At 61.5% G+C, this 13,746-nt stretch carries 13 protein-coding genes; 5 read left to right on the top strand and 8 right to left on the bottom strand.

Annotated elements, in window-relative coordinates; translation table 11 throughout:
- Positions 1–58 precede the first annotated feature (58 nt).
- Positions 59–814, bottom strand: coding sequence for an anti-sigma factor (locus DCO47_RS21185; protein ID WP_116658858.1), 756 nt, complete (start codon positions 812–814; stop codon positions 59–61).
- Positions 811–1,317, bottom strand: coding sequence for an RNA polymerase sigma factor (locus DCO47_RS21180; protein WP_065616006.1), 507 nt, complete (start codon positions 1,315–1,317; stop codon positions 811–813). The genes DCO47_RS21185 and DCO47_RS21180 overlap by 4 nt, the downstream gene beginning before the upstream one ends.
- A gap of 156 nt (positions 1,318–1,473) precedes the next feature.
- On the opposite strand from DCO47_RS21180, the gene DCO47_RS21175 reads away from it, so the two are divergent.
- Positions 1,474–2,580 (top strand): catalase family peroxidase, encoded by a 1,107-nt coding sequence (locus DCO47_RS21175; RefSeq protein ID WP_116658857.1) that lies wholly within the window; start codon positions 1,474–1,476, stop codon positions 2,578–2,580.
- Positions 2,577–3,122 (top strand): cytochrome b, encoded by a 546-nt coding sequence (locus DCO47_RS21170; protein ID WP_116658856.1) that lies wholly within the window; start codon positions 2,577–2,579, stop codon positions 3,120–3,122. The genes DCO47_RS21175 and DCO47_RS21170 overlap by 4 nt, the downstream gene beginning before the upstream one ends.
- Positions 3,123–3,179: 57 nt before the next feature.
- On the opposite strand, the gene DCO47_RS21165 is transcribed toward DCO47_RS21170, so the two are convergent.
- Positions 3,180–4,331, bottom strand: coding sequence for a M14-type cytosolic carboxypeptidase (locus DCO47_RS21165; RefSeq protein WP_042609183.1), 1,152 nt, complete (start codon positions 4,329–4,331; stop codon positions 3,180–3,182).
- Between the two features lie 97 nt (positions 4,332–4,428).
- On the opposite strand from DCO47_RS21165, the gene DCO47_RS26955 reads away from it, so the two are divergent.
- A complete protein-coding gene (locus DCO47_RS26955; protein WP_133247418.1) occupies positions 4,429–4,647 on the top strand; it encodes a hypothetical protein in 219 nt (72 codons plus the stop codon).
- A gap of 104 nt (positions 4,648–4,751) precedes the next feature.
- Here DCO47_RS26955 and DCO47_RS21160 read toward each other — a convergent pair whose 3' ends face one another.
- Positions 4,752–5,150: a DUF6124 family protein gene (locus DCO47_RS21160; RefSeq protein ID WP_065616958.1), complete on the bottom strand. Its 399-nt coding sequence runs from the start codon at positions 5,148–5,150 to the stop codon at positions 4,752–4,754.
- A gap of 130 nt (positions 5,151–5,280) precedes the next feature.
- Between DCO47_RS21160 and DCO47_RS21155 the strand changes: the two genes are divergently transcribed.
- Positions 5,281–5,937 (top strand): LexA family transcriptional regulator, encoded by a 657-nt coding sequence (locus DCO47_RS21155; RefSeq protein ID WP_042609184.1) that lies wholly within the window; start codon positions 5,281–5,283, stop codon positions 5,935–5,937.
- Between the two features lie 42 nt (positions 5,938–5,979).
- Here the strand turns inward: DCO47_RS21155 and DCO47_RS21150 are convergent, their stop codons facing one another.
- The 4 genes from DCO47_RS21150 to DCO47_RS21135 form a co-directional block, all read right to left on the bottom strand.
- The gene (locus DCO47_RS21150; protein WP_116658855.1) at positions 5,980–7,929 is read right to left on the bottom strand and encodes an acetyl/propionyl/methylcrotonyl-CoA carboxylase subunit alpha; all 1,950 of its coding nucleotides are present in this window, start codon (positions 7,927–7,929) and stop codon (positions 5,980–5,982) included.
- A complete protein-coding gene (locus DCO47_RS21145) occupies positions 7,929–8,741 on the bottom strand; it encodes a gamma-carboxygeranoyl-CoA hydratase (RefSeq protein ID WP_116658854.1) in 813 nt (270 codons plus the stop codon). The genes DCO47_RS21150 and DCO47_RS21145 overlap by 1 nt, the downstream gene beginning before the upstream one ends.
- Before the next feature lie 13 nt (positions 8,742–8,754).
- Entirely contained in the window at positions 8,755–10,359 is a 1,605-nt protein-coding gene (locus DCO47_RS21140) for a carboxyl transferase domain-containing protein (protein ID WP_116658853.1), read from the bottom strand.
- A 107-nt stretch (positions 10,360–10,466) separates the two neighbouring features.
- On the bottom strand, positions 10,467–11,630 hold the full coding sequence (locus tag DCO47_RS21135) for an isovaleryl-CoA dehydrogenase (RefSeq protein WP_065616012.1): 1,164 nt from the start codon (positions 11,628–11,630) through the stop codon (positions 10,467–10,469).
- A gap of 334 nt (positions 11,631–11,964) precedes the next feature.
- Here DCO47_RS21135 and DCO47_RS21130 point away from each other — a divergent pair, with 334 nt between their 5' ends.
- Positions 11,965–13,662: an AMP-binding protein gene (locus DCO47_RS21130; RefSeq protein WP_116658852.1), complete on the top strand. Its 1,698-nt coding sequence runs from the start codon at positions 11,965–11,967 to the stop codon at positions 13,660–13,662.
- Positions 13,663–13,746: the final 84 nt, after the last annotated feature.

Genomic DNA, 13,746 nt, shown 5'->3' with positions numbered 1-13,746 from the left:
GGCGATGTGACAGACAAACCGCTATCGCGAGCAGGCTCACTCCTACAATGGGCGGATTTCAGAAAGGTGGTGATTGCTTGAGCAATTGCGCCGCCGGCGAGTCCGTCGGGCTGACCACTGCATAGTTGTAGCCGGGCCCGGACCAGTAATCGGCCTGCAGATCGCCATCGCTGCGCGAACCGCGCGGCAGCAGAGTGTTTTTCGGCCCCGGCGGACGCAGGTAGAAACTCACCTTCTGGCCGCTGCCATCCTCATACCTCACCATCGCCGCCGGGCCCTCATCGGTGCTGAGCAAGCGCCCGCTGACCGGCTCGAACCCGGCCGCCCTGAGATCGGGCAAGCGCCCGGCGCCGCTGAAGTAACGGTCGAGCCAACGCTGCATGTCGCCGCCGCTGTCGACCTTGTAATCGGCGGGCAGCACGCCTTGCTGGGCAATCAGGCGGTAGGCTTGCAACGCGTCGGTCATCGGCAATTGCGCAGGACGCACCAGGGTCATTTCCCGTGCCTGCCAGCCACTGAAACCGCCAATGCTCACGGCAATCAGCAACACCGCTGCGCGGGCCAGATGACCGCGTGACTGCTCGCGGCGACGCTGGCGAATCATCGTCGGATCCAGCGCCGGATTACTCGGCTGCTGCAACGCACCACTGAGCGCCGCGCGCAACTGCTGGGCATCGCGTTGCCAGGCACGAACCTGCGCCGCTTCTTCAGGGTGGCTGGCCAACCAGGTCTCGAGCATGCGCCGGTCGGCGTCGCTGAGCTGGTGATCGACGTAGGCGTGCAAGTCACGCTCATTGGGAGGGAGGCTGATCATTTGAGTATCCGCAGGGAAGGGCTGCTGATTTCGCCGTCGCTGAGTTGGCGCAAGGCCTGGCGGGCGCGGGACAGGCGCGACATCACGGTGCCGATCGGGGCGCCGAGGATCTCGGCGACCTCTTTATAGGACAGGCCCTCCACCGACACCATCAGCAGCAGGGCGCGTTGTTCGGTGGGCAGGCGTTCGAAGGCTTGCAGGGTCGATTGGGCGATCACCGTGCGTTCCACCGACGGCTCGGCATCGTCGCGACCGGTGAAAAATTCGAGCATCCGCGCATAGCGCCGCGAGCGACGGTGGGCATCGAGAAATTGCCGATAGAGGATCGCAAACAGCCAGGCGCGCAAGTCGCCTTCGGCGCGTTTTTCGCTCCACGCCGACAGCGCCCGCTCGAGGCTGGCCTGGACCAGATCGTCAGCGCTGCTGCTGTTGCGCGTCAACGACACGGCGAAGCGGCGCAATCTGGGAATGATTTCTCTCAACTGTTCGTCGAATTCGCTCATGAATTTCTGCTGGTCGCTACGCTGTGGACTAGGAAGACGCCCGTCAGCGCAGGTTATTCCCCGTGCGCAAAAATAAATACGGCGCCGTGGAATAAACCCTGACGGGGTGCGTCTTGCTGACTCTTTCCACTTGTGGCCGATGGCCTGGAGATATTCATGGTTGATCGCTCATCATCCAACGCTGCACCGCCCGGCAGGCCGCCGCGCCAGCCACTGAGCGCTGCGAGCCTGGTTTTCCGTCTGGGCGGCATTGCCGTGATCGTCGCCGCCGTGGCCGGGGCGTTTGCCTACGTGCACGGCAACCTCGACCCCCAACGCCTGACGCCAAAGGCGTTGGTCGATGTGCTGGAAAAGAACAACGGCGTGCATCCCGGTTTTCGTCGCAACCACGCCAAAGGTGTCTGCGTGATTGGCCATTTCGAGAGCAGCGGTGAGGCGCGGGCGTACTCCACTGCGCAGGTGTTCAACCTGCCGCAGACGCCGGTGGTCGGGCGCTTTGCCTTGCCCGCCGGCAATCCCTATGCGCCGGACAGCGCCGTGCCGATCCGCAGCCTGGCGCTGCGTTTCACTCAGGCGGACGGCCAGCAGTGGCGCACCGGCATGAACAGCATGCCGGTGTTCCCGATCGGCACCCCCGAGGCGTTCTATCAATTGCAGCAAGCGCAGTCGCCGGATCCGGCCACCGGCAAGCCCGACCCGACCAAGGTGCCGGCGTTCTTCGCCGCACATCCGGAAGCCGTGCCGTTCTTGACTTGGGTGAAGACCGCCAAGCCCTCGGCCAGCTACGCCACCGAAACCTATAACAGCATCAATGCGTTCTATCTGGTCGATGGCAACGGCAAGAAACAGGCAGTGCGCTGGAGCATGACGCCGCTGGCGCAGGACGCGGCGGGGGCCACGGCCCCTGAAGGCGCGGATTTTCTCGAGAAGGATCTGGTGCAACGCCTGGCAGCAGCACCCTTGCGCTTCCAGCTGAACATCACCCTGGCCAACGCTGACGACCCGGTCAACGATGCCAGCAAGTCCTGGCCCACAGATCGCAAAGTGCTGAACGCCGGGACTTTGGTGCTGGAGAAAACCCAGCCGCAGTTGAGTGGCGAGTGCCGCGATATCAACTACGACCCACTGGTGCTGCCAGCCGGGATTCAAGGCTCGGAAGACCCATTGCTCGCCGCGCGCTCGGCCGGTTACGCCGATTCCTACCTGCGTCGCACCAGCGAAGTCAGCCAATTGCCCGCCGCCAGACAGGAGGCTCGCCCATGAGCAAGCACCCGACTCATTTCGTATTGCTGGCGCGTTTGCTCCATTGGCTGATGGCGCTGATGATCATCGCCATGCTGTTTATCGGCGCGGGCATGGTCACTTCGGTGTCGTCTCGCCATGAATGGCTGATTCATCTGCACAAGCCGCTGGGCATCGCGATTCTGGCGCTGGTGATTGTGCGCCTGGTGGTGCGCTTCACCACACGTCAACCGCCGTTGCCGGATGATCTGCCGGGCTGGCAGGTGCTGGCAGCCAGGGCTTCCCACGTCTTGCTGTACGCGTTGATGCTGGTGTTGCCGCTGCTCGGGTGGGCGATGATCAGTGCATCGGGCGAGCCAGTGATGCTCACAGCGTCGCTGCATCTGCCGTCGATTGTGCCGGCGGATGCGCAACTGTTCGCGCTGTTGCGCAAGTCCCATGGCTATCTGGCGTATCTGCTGTTTCTGACGGTGCTGCTGCACTTGGCGGCGGCGCTGTATCATGGCTGGGTGCGTCGTGACGAAGTGCTCGACAGCATGTTGCACGGGCGCGATCGCGGCTGAGTCGGCAAAGCAAAAGATCGCAGGCAGGCTGCGATCTTTTGTTTCTGACGCCGGGGATCAGCGCAGGATATCGACCATGTCGGCGAGAGTGGTCAGCACGTCCTTGCCCAATTGCTTCGAACGCTTGCCCGACCAGCCGGTGATCTTGTCCGGGTGGTCGTCGTGGTCCTTGAACGGCATCTCCAGAGTCTGCGACAGGCAGTCATATTTCTGTCCGACACTGTTGCAGGCCAATGTCATGTTGGCCTGGCCCGGTTCGTCGCGGGTGTAGCCGTAGGTGGTCTGGAAGTCTTTGGTGGTGTGCTTCAAATGGTTGCGGAAATGCTCTTCCAGCTTTTCGATGCGCGGCGTAAAGCCAGGGTTGCCTTCGCAGCCGGCGGTGAAGACGTGAGGGATGGTTTCGTCGCCGTGTACGTCGATAAACGCATCGACGCCGTACTTTTCCATCTGCTGCTGAACGAATAGCACTTCCGGGCTGATGTCCTGACTGGCGTTCTGCCAGGCGCGGTTCAAATCCTGGCCCATCGCGTTGGTGCGCAGGTGCCCGTGGAAGGCGCCGTCCGGATTCATGTTCGGCACCAGATACAGATCGGCGCCGGCCAGCAGTTTGTTCAGTACCGGATCGTCCTGTCGTTCCAGACGCTCGATCACGCCTTCCATGAACCATTCAGCCATGTGTTCGCCCGGATGCTGCTGGGCGATGATCCAGATCTTGCGCTGGCCTTCGGCGCCGCTGCCCTTGCGCAGCAGCTGAATGTCGCGGCCTTCGACGCTTTTGCCGGTCGCCAGCAATTCGGTGCCAGCCTTGCTCAGCGCCTGCTCGATCAACCAATCGTGGCGGCCGCGGCTGTAGGGTTCGAAGTAGGCGAACCAGGCGTGGGTCTGTTCGGCTTCGAGGCAGAAGCGCAGGCTGTCGCCTTCGAAGCTGGTGGGAATGCGGAACCAGTTGACGTGATCATACGACGCGACCGCTTGATAGCCCGGCCAGCCTTTGCTGTAGGTCGATTGGCTGGCGTTGACCAGGCGAAACCAGTGTTCCTGATGAACGTGCAGGCCGCTGGCCTTGAAGTGGAACCACTGGAAATGAGGGCTGCGGGTGTCCGGGCGGATCGCCAGAACCGGATTGAGAGGGTTGCTGATGTCGATGACTTGGATGTTGCCGCTGTCAAAATTGGCGCTGATGTCGAACGAAGATTTGGCCACGGTCATAGTCGCTTCCTGAGCAGGATTTTTATGACCGGTACTTTACACGCAGGCTGGGGTGAAACCGAGGGGAATTGCAGGGTGCTGGCGGGGGGCGTCCTCCGTGACGCGCCAGCAGCTTAGAGGCTATGCGATTGATTCTCAAGTGCTGATTGCCGTTAGTTTTGGCCAATGTGGCCGGGCTCGGCTTGCCAATCAATATTCTTTTGATATTATCCGCGCCATCGAATTTGCAACACCCAAAGACTTCATTAGCCTGAAGACACAAGCCCGAAAAACGGGCAAAAAAAGACCCGGCAAAAAGCCGGGTCAAAAACCGTGATTAGCCTGATGAGGAGATAGTCCAGAAGACCGACCTAAGGTCTCTGGTCCATCGACTGATCTCGCGACCAGCTGCTTGCAATAATAATCATTATCATTTGCAAGTCAAATGTTTTTATCTGCGCGATGGGAAAATTCTTTCCTGTCCGTCCGTACCTTGTTTGCTATGACTTCATCGTTGTCGATCGAGTGATCGACCATCGCCCGCGCCATATCCACCATGTGCACCACCGAGAAGGCCAGGTCGCGATTCGTGCCCTGCAGGTTTTCTGCGGCCTTGAAGGCCGTGGCGGCTGCGCATCGCAACAGGTCCGAGGCATGCACCAGCGCTTCCTCGCCGCTGAGATGGCCTTTGACATCGAAGAACCGTTCTTCCGTCTCAGGTTCTGAAATTGCCGGTTTCAAGTAGTAGTCCAGCGCGCGTTGTGCGGCGGCGGTGCCTTGGGGCGAAGTGAAGCTGGTGTCGATTTGCAGATCGGGCAGGTCTTTGCTGCTGATGTTCATCATGAGAAGGCACTCCATGTTCGATTGAAAGTCCGTTTACCTAGGATAGTACCGCCTGTATTTGTGACCAGAATTTAAATACTACAATATGTGTTTTGCCGGTCGAAGACGTCCGCGTAAGGTGCGGCACATGGATAAATGGATTGAGTTGGTCAAGGCCAAGATGAGTGAACTCAAAGTCACTCAAACAGAGCTCGGAGAGCGCGTCGGCATGTCCCAGGGCGGGATCGGTCATTGGCTGAACAAGCGTCGCGAACCCGGTGTTACCGAAATGAACCGTGTGCTCAAAGCGCTGGGAATGGATTTCCTCGAAGTCGTTCTGGTGATCCGCGAACCGCAGCCGACGCCGGAGGATGAAATGCCGCTGGCGCAGAAGTACAACCCGTACTTCCGCTACCCGGTTCGTGACTGGCACGCGCCCTGTGAGGTGCGCGACGATTCGGCGAGCTACGCCGGCGCATCGGCGAAGCAGCGCTTCGAACTTACCGATTACCACGCTCGCGGTGCGGCGTTCTGGCTGACCGTGACGGGGGATTCGATGACTGCGCCCAGCGGTCAGAGCATTGCCGAGGGCATGCTGATTCTGGTCGACCCGGAGTTGGAGGCAGTGCCTGGAAAACTGGTGATTGCCCAGTGGCCGGACAGCGAAGAAGCGATTTTCCGCAAACTCGACGAACAGGGCGGCCAGCGTTACCTGGTGCCGCTCAATCCGACCTGGCCGAAAGCGCTGTTCACCGATGAATGCCGGATTGTCGGCGTGGTGGTTCAGGCGACGGCGCGTTTCTGACCGGATCGATCCTCGCTCAAGGCCCGGATCGATCCTGCAATTTCACACTTGTTCCAGTTCAACCAAAGCGCTGCCTTCGCTGACCATATCGCCTTCCTGGCAATACAGCGCTTTGACCACGCCGGCCTGTGGCGCACGAATGCTGTGTTCCATCTTCATGGCTTCGAGCACCACCAGTTGCGCCCCGGCCTCGACCGTTTGCCCGGCCTCGACCAGCACGCGCACGATGCTGCCGTTCATGGGCGCGGTCAGACCGCCCTGGTGGCTGTGGCTGGCCTCAACGGCACTGATCGGATCATGGGCCTCGATGCGTCGCAGCTCTCCCTCCCACTGCAGATACAACGAATCGCCCTGACGAATTGCCCGCAACGTGCGGCGCACGCCGTCATGCTCGACCGCCAGCGCTTCGCCCAACAGTCTGGCGTGCGCCGCAGCTGCCAATGTCAGCGCACGATCCTGTCCCTCGCAACTTAAATGCAAAGTAATCTCCGCCGGCAAGCCTGCCCGCAAACCACTGCCGCAAGACCACGGCGAGGCGGGATCATCCGTCCGCTTACGTGCTGGCAGACTCTGCGCGAAAGCCTGCGCCGCCGCTTGCCAGAACTCATCGCTCAACGTACCTGGCGCTGGCAGCAACTGCTCCTGATAACGCGGAATGAACCCGGTATCCAGTTCTGCGGCGGCAAACGCCGGATGCGCGATGATCCGGCGCAGGAAGTTGATGTTGGTCTTCAGTCCGCCAATCGCAAACTCATCGAGCATGCTCAGCAGACGCAGGCGCGCCTGTTCGCGATCTTCACCCCAGGCAATCAGTTTGCCGAGCATCGGGTCGTAGAACGGCGAAATCTCGTCACCTTCCTCGACCCCGCTGTCCACTCGCCGCCCCGGACCCTGTGCCGATTCGCGGTACAGATCCAGACGCCCGGTGGCCGGCAGAAAATCATTCGCCGGATCCTCGGCATACAAGCGCACTTCAATCGCATGACCGTTGAGCGGCACCTGCGCCTGGGTCATCGGCAGCGCTTCACCCCGGGCGACGCGAATCTGCCAGGCGACCAGATCGAGCCCGGTAATCGCTTCGGTCACCGGGTGCTCGACCTGCAGGCGCGTGTTCATTTCCATGAAGAAAAACTCGCCGCGCGCATCCAGCAGAAACTCCACGGTGCCAGCGCCGACATAACCGATTGCCTGTGCCGAACGCACCGCCGCTTCGCCCATGGCCCGGCGCAATTCCGGCGTCAGGCCCGGCGCCGGGGCTTCTTCGACGACTTTCTGATGCCGCCGCTGGATCGAGCAATCGCGCTCATTGAGATACAGGCAGTTGCCGTGCTGATCGGCGAACACCTGAATCTCCACATGACGCGGCTTCAGCAGATATTTCTCGACCAGCATTCGCGAGTCGCCGAACGAGGACTGCGCTTCCCGCTGAGCGGAGGCGAGGGCTTCGGCCAATTGGCTGACGTCCTCCACGACTTTCATGCCTTTACCGCCGCCACCGGCCGTGGCCTTGAGCAGCACTGGATAACCGATGCGTTCGCAGGCTTCACGGAAGGTGTCGAGATCCTGCGCCTCGCCGTGATAGCCCGGCACCAAAGGCACGCCGGCCTTTTCCATCAGCGCTTTGGCGGCGGATTTACTGCCCATTGCATCGATGGCAGAGGCAGGCGGGCCGAGAAAGATCAGGCCGGCAGCTTCGATGGCGCGGGCGAATTCAGCGTTTTCCGAGAGAAAGCCGTAGCCGGGATGAATCGCCTGGGCGCCGCTGGCCTTGGCAGCGGCGATCAATTTGTCGATTTGCAGATAACTGTCAGCGGCCTTGCTGCCGCCCAGATCGACGCGGATATCGGCTTCACGGCTGTGCCGCGCGTCGCGGTCGGTGGCGCTGTGCACAGCGACCGTAGTCAGGCCCAGCGCCTTGGCGGTGCGCATGACCCGGCAGGCGATTTCGCCGCGGTTGGCCACCAGCAGGGTGGTAATCACAGGTGCGCTCATCAACGCGACTCCTTTGTGGATACGGCTTGCCAGCTCGGCGGGCGTTTTTGCAGAAAGGCGCGCAAGCCTTCCTGGCCTTCGGCGCTGACGCGAATCCGCGCGATGGCATTTTCCGTGTAGCGGCGCAGGGCCGGGGTCAGCGCGCCGTTGCCGACTTCACGCAGCAAGTCCTTGCTCGCACGCATGGCGGCGGGGCTGTTGAGCAACAGATTGTCGATCCACTGCTCGACCTGCTGCTCCAGTTCAGCGGCAGGGCAGCTTTCAGACAACAAGCCGATCTCCCGCGCCCGCTGTCCGCCGAAGCGCTCGGCGGTCAGCGCGTAGCGCCGCGCCGCTCGCTCACCGATCGCCTGCACTACAAACGGGCTGATCACCGCCGGCGCCAGGCCGATGCGCACTTCCGACAGGCAGAACTGCGCATCATCGGCGCCAATCGCCATGTCACAGCAACTGATCAGGCCCAGCGCGCCACCGAACGCCGCGCCCTGAACCACGGCGAGGGTGGGGATTTTCAGTTTGGCGAGGTTGTACATCAGCTCGGCCAGTTCGCGGGCGTCGTCGAGGTTGGTGTGGTAATCGAGCTCCGCCGACTGCTGCATCCAGGCCAGGTCGGCGCCGGCACTGAAGTGCTTGCCGCGCCCGCGCAGCAGCAGAAAACGCAGGCTCGAATCGCTGGCCACCTTGTCGAGGGCGAGGATCAGTTCGCGGATCATCTCGGCGTTGAAGGCGTTGTTTTTCTCGGCGCGGTTGAGCCACAGCGTCGCGAAGCCGCGCGGGTCGGTTTGCAGTTCGAGGGTATTGAAGTCGCTCATCAGGTTCTCCCCATCACATCCGGAACACGCCGAAGCGGCTCGGTTCGATTGGCGCGTTCAGCGACGCGGACAAGGCCAGGGCCAGCACATCGCGGGTCTGCGACGGGTCGATGACGCCGTCGTCCCACAACCGCGCGCTGGAGTAGTAGGGGTGACCCTGCTCTTCGTACTGGTCGAGAATCGGCTGCTTGATCTCGGTCTCCTGCTCGGCGCTGAACGCCTGACCGCTGCGTTCGGCCTGTTCGCGTTTGACCTGCACCAGCACGCCGGCGGCCTGTTCGGCGCCCATCACGCCGATCCGCGCGTTCGGCCACATCCACAAAAAACGTGGGTCGTAAGCGCGACCGCACATGCCGTAGTTGCCGGCCCCGAAGCTGCCGCCGATGATCACGGTGAATTTCGGCACCTTGGCGCAGGCCACTGCGGTAACCAGCTTCGCGCCGTGCTTGGCAATGCCGCCGGCTTCGTATTTCTGCCCGACCATGAAGCCGGTGATGTTCTGCAGAAACAGCAGTGGAATACCGCGTTGGCACGCCAGTTCGATGAAGTGCGCGCCTTTTTGCGCGGCTTCGGCGAAAAGAATGCCGTTGTTCGCGAGGATTGCGATCGGGTAGCCGTGCAAGTGAGCGAAACCGCAAACCAGCGTGGTGCCAAACAGCGCTTTGAATTCATCGAACACCGAGCCATCGACCAGTCGCGCGATCACTTCGCGCACATCGAATGGCTGCTTGGCGTCAGCCGGAACCACGCCGTACAACTCGTCGCTGGCGTACAGCGGCGCAATCGGCGTGCGTTGCTGCACCTCGCCGAGCTTGCGCCAGTTGAGGTTGGCGACGCTGCGGCGGGCGAGGGCGAGGGCGTGTTCGTCGTTCTCGGCGTAATGGTCGGCCACGCCGGAAGTCTTGCAATGCACATCGGCACCGCCCAGATCCTCGGCGCTGACCACTTCACCGGTTGCAGCTTTCACCAGCGGCGGGCCGGCGAGAAAGATCGTCGCCTGGTTGCGCACCATGATCGCTTCGTCCGCCATCGCTGGCACATACGCGCCGCCAGCGGTGCACGAGCCCATGACCACGGCGATCTGCGGGATGCCCATGGCGCTCATGTTGGCCTGATTGAAAAAGATCCGCCCGAAGTGCTCGCGATCCGGAAACACTTCGTCCTGACGCGGCAGGTTGGCGCCGCCCGAGTCCACCAGATAAATGCACGGCAGGCGATTCTGCTGGGCGATGGTCTGTGCACGCAGGTGTTTCTTCACCGTAAGCGGGTAATACGAACCGCCTTTCACCGTCGCATCGTTGGCGACGATCATGCATTCCACGCCTTCGACGCGACCGATCCCGGCAATCACCCCGGCGGCGGGGACGTCTTCGCCATACACGGCGTGAGCGGCCAGTTGGCTGATTTCCAGAAACGGCGAGCCCGGATCGAGCAGGCGATTGATGCGTTCACGCGGCAGCAATTTACCGCGCGAGGTGTGGCGTTCCTGGGCTTTGGCACCGCCACCCTGGGCCACTTGAGCGAGCAGGGTGTGCAGCGCGTCGACCTGTTTGAGCATCGCCGCGCTGTTGACGGCGAACTCCGCGGAGCGCGGGTTGAGCTGAGTGTGCAGGATCATGGGGCTTACTCCGTAAGCAGCTTCTAGCTACAAGCGGCAAGCTGCAGGTTGGGGCAAGAGCGCGGATCTCTTGCAGCTTGTGGCTTGCGGCTTGCAACTGACGAACTTCATTTCGTCTCGTTGAACAGTTCGCGACCGATCAGCATGCGGCGGATTTCGCTGGTGCCGGCGCCGATTTCGTAGAGCTTGGCGTCGCGCAGCAGGCGGCCGGCGGGGAATTCGTTGATGTAGCCGTTGCCGCCAAGAATCTGGATCGCGTCGAGGGCCATTTGTGTGGCGCGTTCGGCGGTGTAGAGAATCACTCCAGCGGCATCCTTGCGCGTGGTTTCGCCGCGCTCGCAGGCCTGCGCCACTGCGTACAGATAGGCGCGGCTGGCGTTGAGTTGGGTGTACATGTCGGCGACTTTGCCCTGGATCAGCTGGAATTCGCCGATGCTCTGGCCGAACTGCTTGCGGTCGTGGATGTACGGCACGATCAGGTCCATGCACGACTGCATGATCCCGGTCGGGCCGCCCGACAGCACCACGCGTTCGTAATCGAGGCCGCTCATCAGCACCTTCACGCCGCCGTTGAGCACGCCGAGGATGTTCTCTTCCGGCACTTCGACGTCATCGAAGAACAGCTCGCAGGTATTGGAGCCGCGCATGCCGAGCTTGTCGAACTTGTTGCTGCGGCTGAAGCCTTTCCAGTCACGCTCGACGATGAACGCAGTAATGCCGTGCGGGCCTTTTTCCAGATCGGTCTTGGCGTAGATCACATAGGTGTTGGCGTCAGGGCCGTTGGTGATCCAGGTCTTGCTGCCGTTAAGGACGAAGCGGTCGCCGCGCTTGTCGGCACGCAGCTTCATCGAGACCACGTCGGAACCGGCGTTTGGCTCACTCATGGCGAGGGCGCCGACGTGCTCGCCGCTGATCAGCTGCGGCAGGTATTTGCTTTTCTGTTCGTGGTTGCCGTTGCGGTTGATCTGGTTGACGCAGAGGTTGGAGTGCGCGCCGTAGGACAACGCCACCGACGCCGAGCCACGGCTGATTTCTTCCATCGCCACCACGTGCGCCAGATAACCCAGGCCCGCGCCGCCGTACTCTTCCGGCACGGTGATGCCGAGCAGACCCATGTCACCGAATTTGCGCCACATATCGGCCGGGAACAGGTTGTCGTGATCGATCTGCGCGGCACGCGGGGCGATCTGATCGGCGACGAAGGACTGCACCTGATCGCGCAGCATGTCGATGGTTTCACCGAGGGCGAAGTTCAGGGATGGATAGCTCATGGGTCACCTTTTGGCTTTTTTATCGGGTGGAGTGCACGTCAGATCGGCGCTCAGCTTTACGTTAACGTAAAGCTTCCCGAGTTCGGCTGTCAATCAGCTTTACGTAAGCGTCAACTTGCGCGAGAGTAAGGACACATCTGAAATTTCATCTATGCAAAATTGTGGCGAGGGAGCTTGCTCCCGCTTGAGCGCGAAGCGCTCGCAAAATCGCTGATCGCGGTAAATCTGACTGCACCGAGTCGCCGATTTCACGACTGCTACGCAGCCGAGCGGGAGCAAGCTCCCTCGCCACACACCAGCCTCAGTTCAACAAAAAAAGATAAAAGGGCTCGTCATGGATCAACCCACTGCAAACCCGCCGCGCAGCTACACCCGTGGCTCTCAGCACCAGGCCCTGTTGGCGCTGACCATCGGTCAGCGCTTCGATCAAACGGTCGCGCAATACCCGGATGGCGAGGCGCTGGTGGTGCGCCACCAGCAGTTGCGTTACTCCTGGCGACAACTGGCCGACGCCGTGGATGAGCAGGCCAGAGCCTTGCTCGCATTGGGTTTGCAGACCGGTGATCGCCTCGGCATCTGGGCGCCGAACTGCGCGCAGTGGTGCGTCACCCAATTCGCCACGGCGAAGATCGGGGTGATCCTGGTCAACATCAATCCCGCCTATCGCAGCTCGGAACTCGAATACGTGCTCAAGCAATCCGGCTGTCAGTGGCTGGTCTGCGCGGGCGCGTTCAAAACCTCGAATTACCATGAAATGCTTCAAGGCCTGGCGCCCGAGCTGGCCGAGCACGCCATCGGTCACCTGCGCAGCGAACGTCTGCCGGATTTGCGCGGCGTGATCAGCCTCGATGCAAACCCGCCAGCTGGCTTTCTGCCGTGGTCGCAGCTCAGCGAGCTGGCTGCCAGCGTCTCGCCTGATCAACTGGCCGAGCGCAGCGCCAGCCTGCATTTCGATCAACCGGTGAACATCCAGTACACCTCTGGCACCACCGGTTTCCCCAAGGGCGCAACCCTCAGTCACTACAACATTCTCAACAACGGCTACATGGTCGGCGAAAGCCTCGGCCTGACGTCTGCCGATCGTCTGGTGATTCCGGTGCCGCTGTATCACTGCTTCGGCATGGTCATGGGCAACCTCGGCTGCGTCACCCATGGCAGTACGATGATTTATCCCAGCGACGCTTTTGATCCCGCGGTGACTCTGCAAGCGGTGGCCGAAGAAAAAGCCACGGCGCTGTACGGTGTGCCGACCATGTTCATCGCCATGCTCGATCAGCCGCAGCGGCAGGCTTTCGACCTGACGAGCCTGCGCACGGGGATCATGGCCGGAGCGACCTGTCCGATCGAGGTCATGCGTCGAGTGATCAGCGAAATGCACATGAGCGAAGTGCAGATCGCCTACGGCATGACCGAAACCAGCCCGGTGTCGCTGCAGACCGGGCCGGCCGACGAGCTTGAGCTGCGCGTCACCACGGTCGGGCGCACTCAGCCACAGCTGGAAAGCAAGATTATCGACGACGCAGGCAACGTCGTGCCACGCGGCACCATCGGTGAATTGTGCACCCGCGGTTACAGCGTGATGCTCGGCTATTGGAATAACCCGCAGGCCACGGCCGAAGCCATCGATGAGGCGGGGTGGATGCACACCGGCGACCTGGCGAGCATGAACGAGGAGGGTTACGTCAACATCGCCGGGCGTAACAAAGACATGATCATTCGTGGCGGCGAGAACGTTTATCCCCGAGAGCTGGAAGAATTCTTCTTCACCCATCCGGCGGTAGCGGATGTGCAGGTGATCGGCATTCCGTGCCCGCGCTACGGTGAAGAGATCGTCGCCTGGATCAAATTCCACCCCGGCCACAGCGCCTCTGAACTGGAGCTGCAAACCTGGTGCAAAGCGCGGATTGCGCACTTCAAGACACCGCGTTACTTCAAGTTCGTCGACGCGTTTCCGATGACAGTGACGGGGAAGATCCAGAAATTCAGGATGCGTGAGATCAGTATCGAAGAGCTGCGCATCAATAACGCCTGACACAAATCCCTGTAGGAGTGAGCCTGCTCGCGATAGCGGTGTATCAGTCAATATTTGCATCGGCTGATATGACGCTATCGCGAG

The sequence above is a fragment of the Pseudomonas sp. NDM genome, from assembly GCF_003105095.1.
GTDB lineage: Bacteria > Pseudomonadota > Gammaproteobacteria > Pseudomonadales > Pseudomonadaceae > Aquipseudomonas > Aquipseudomonas moraviensis_A.
Note: the sequence above shows the minus strand (reverse complement) of the source record. Positions and strands in the feature narration are given on the sequence as shown.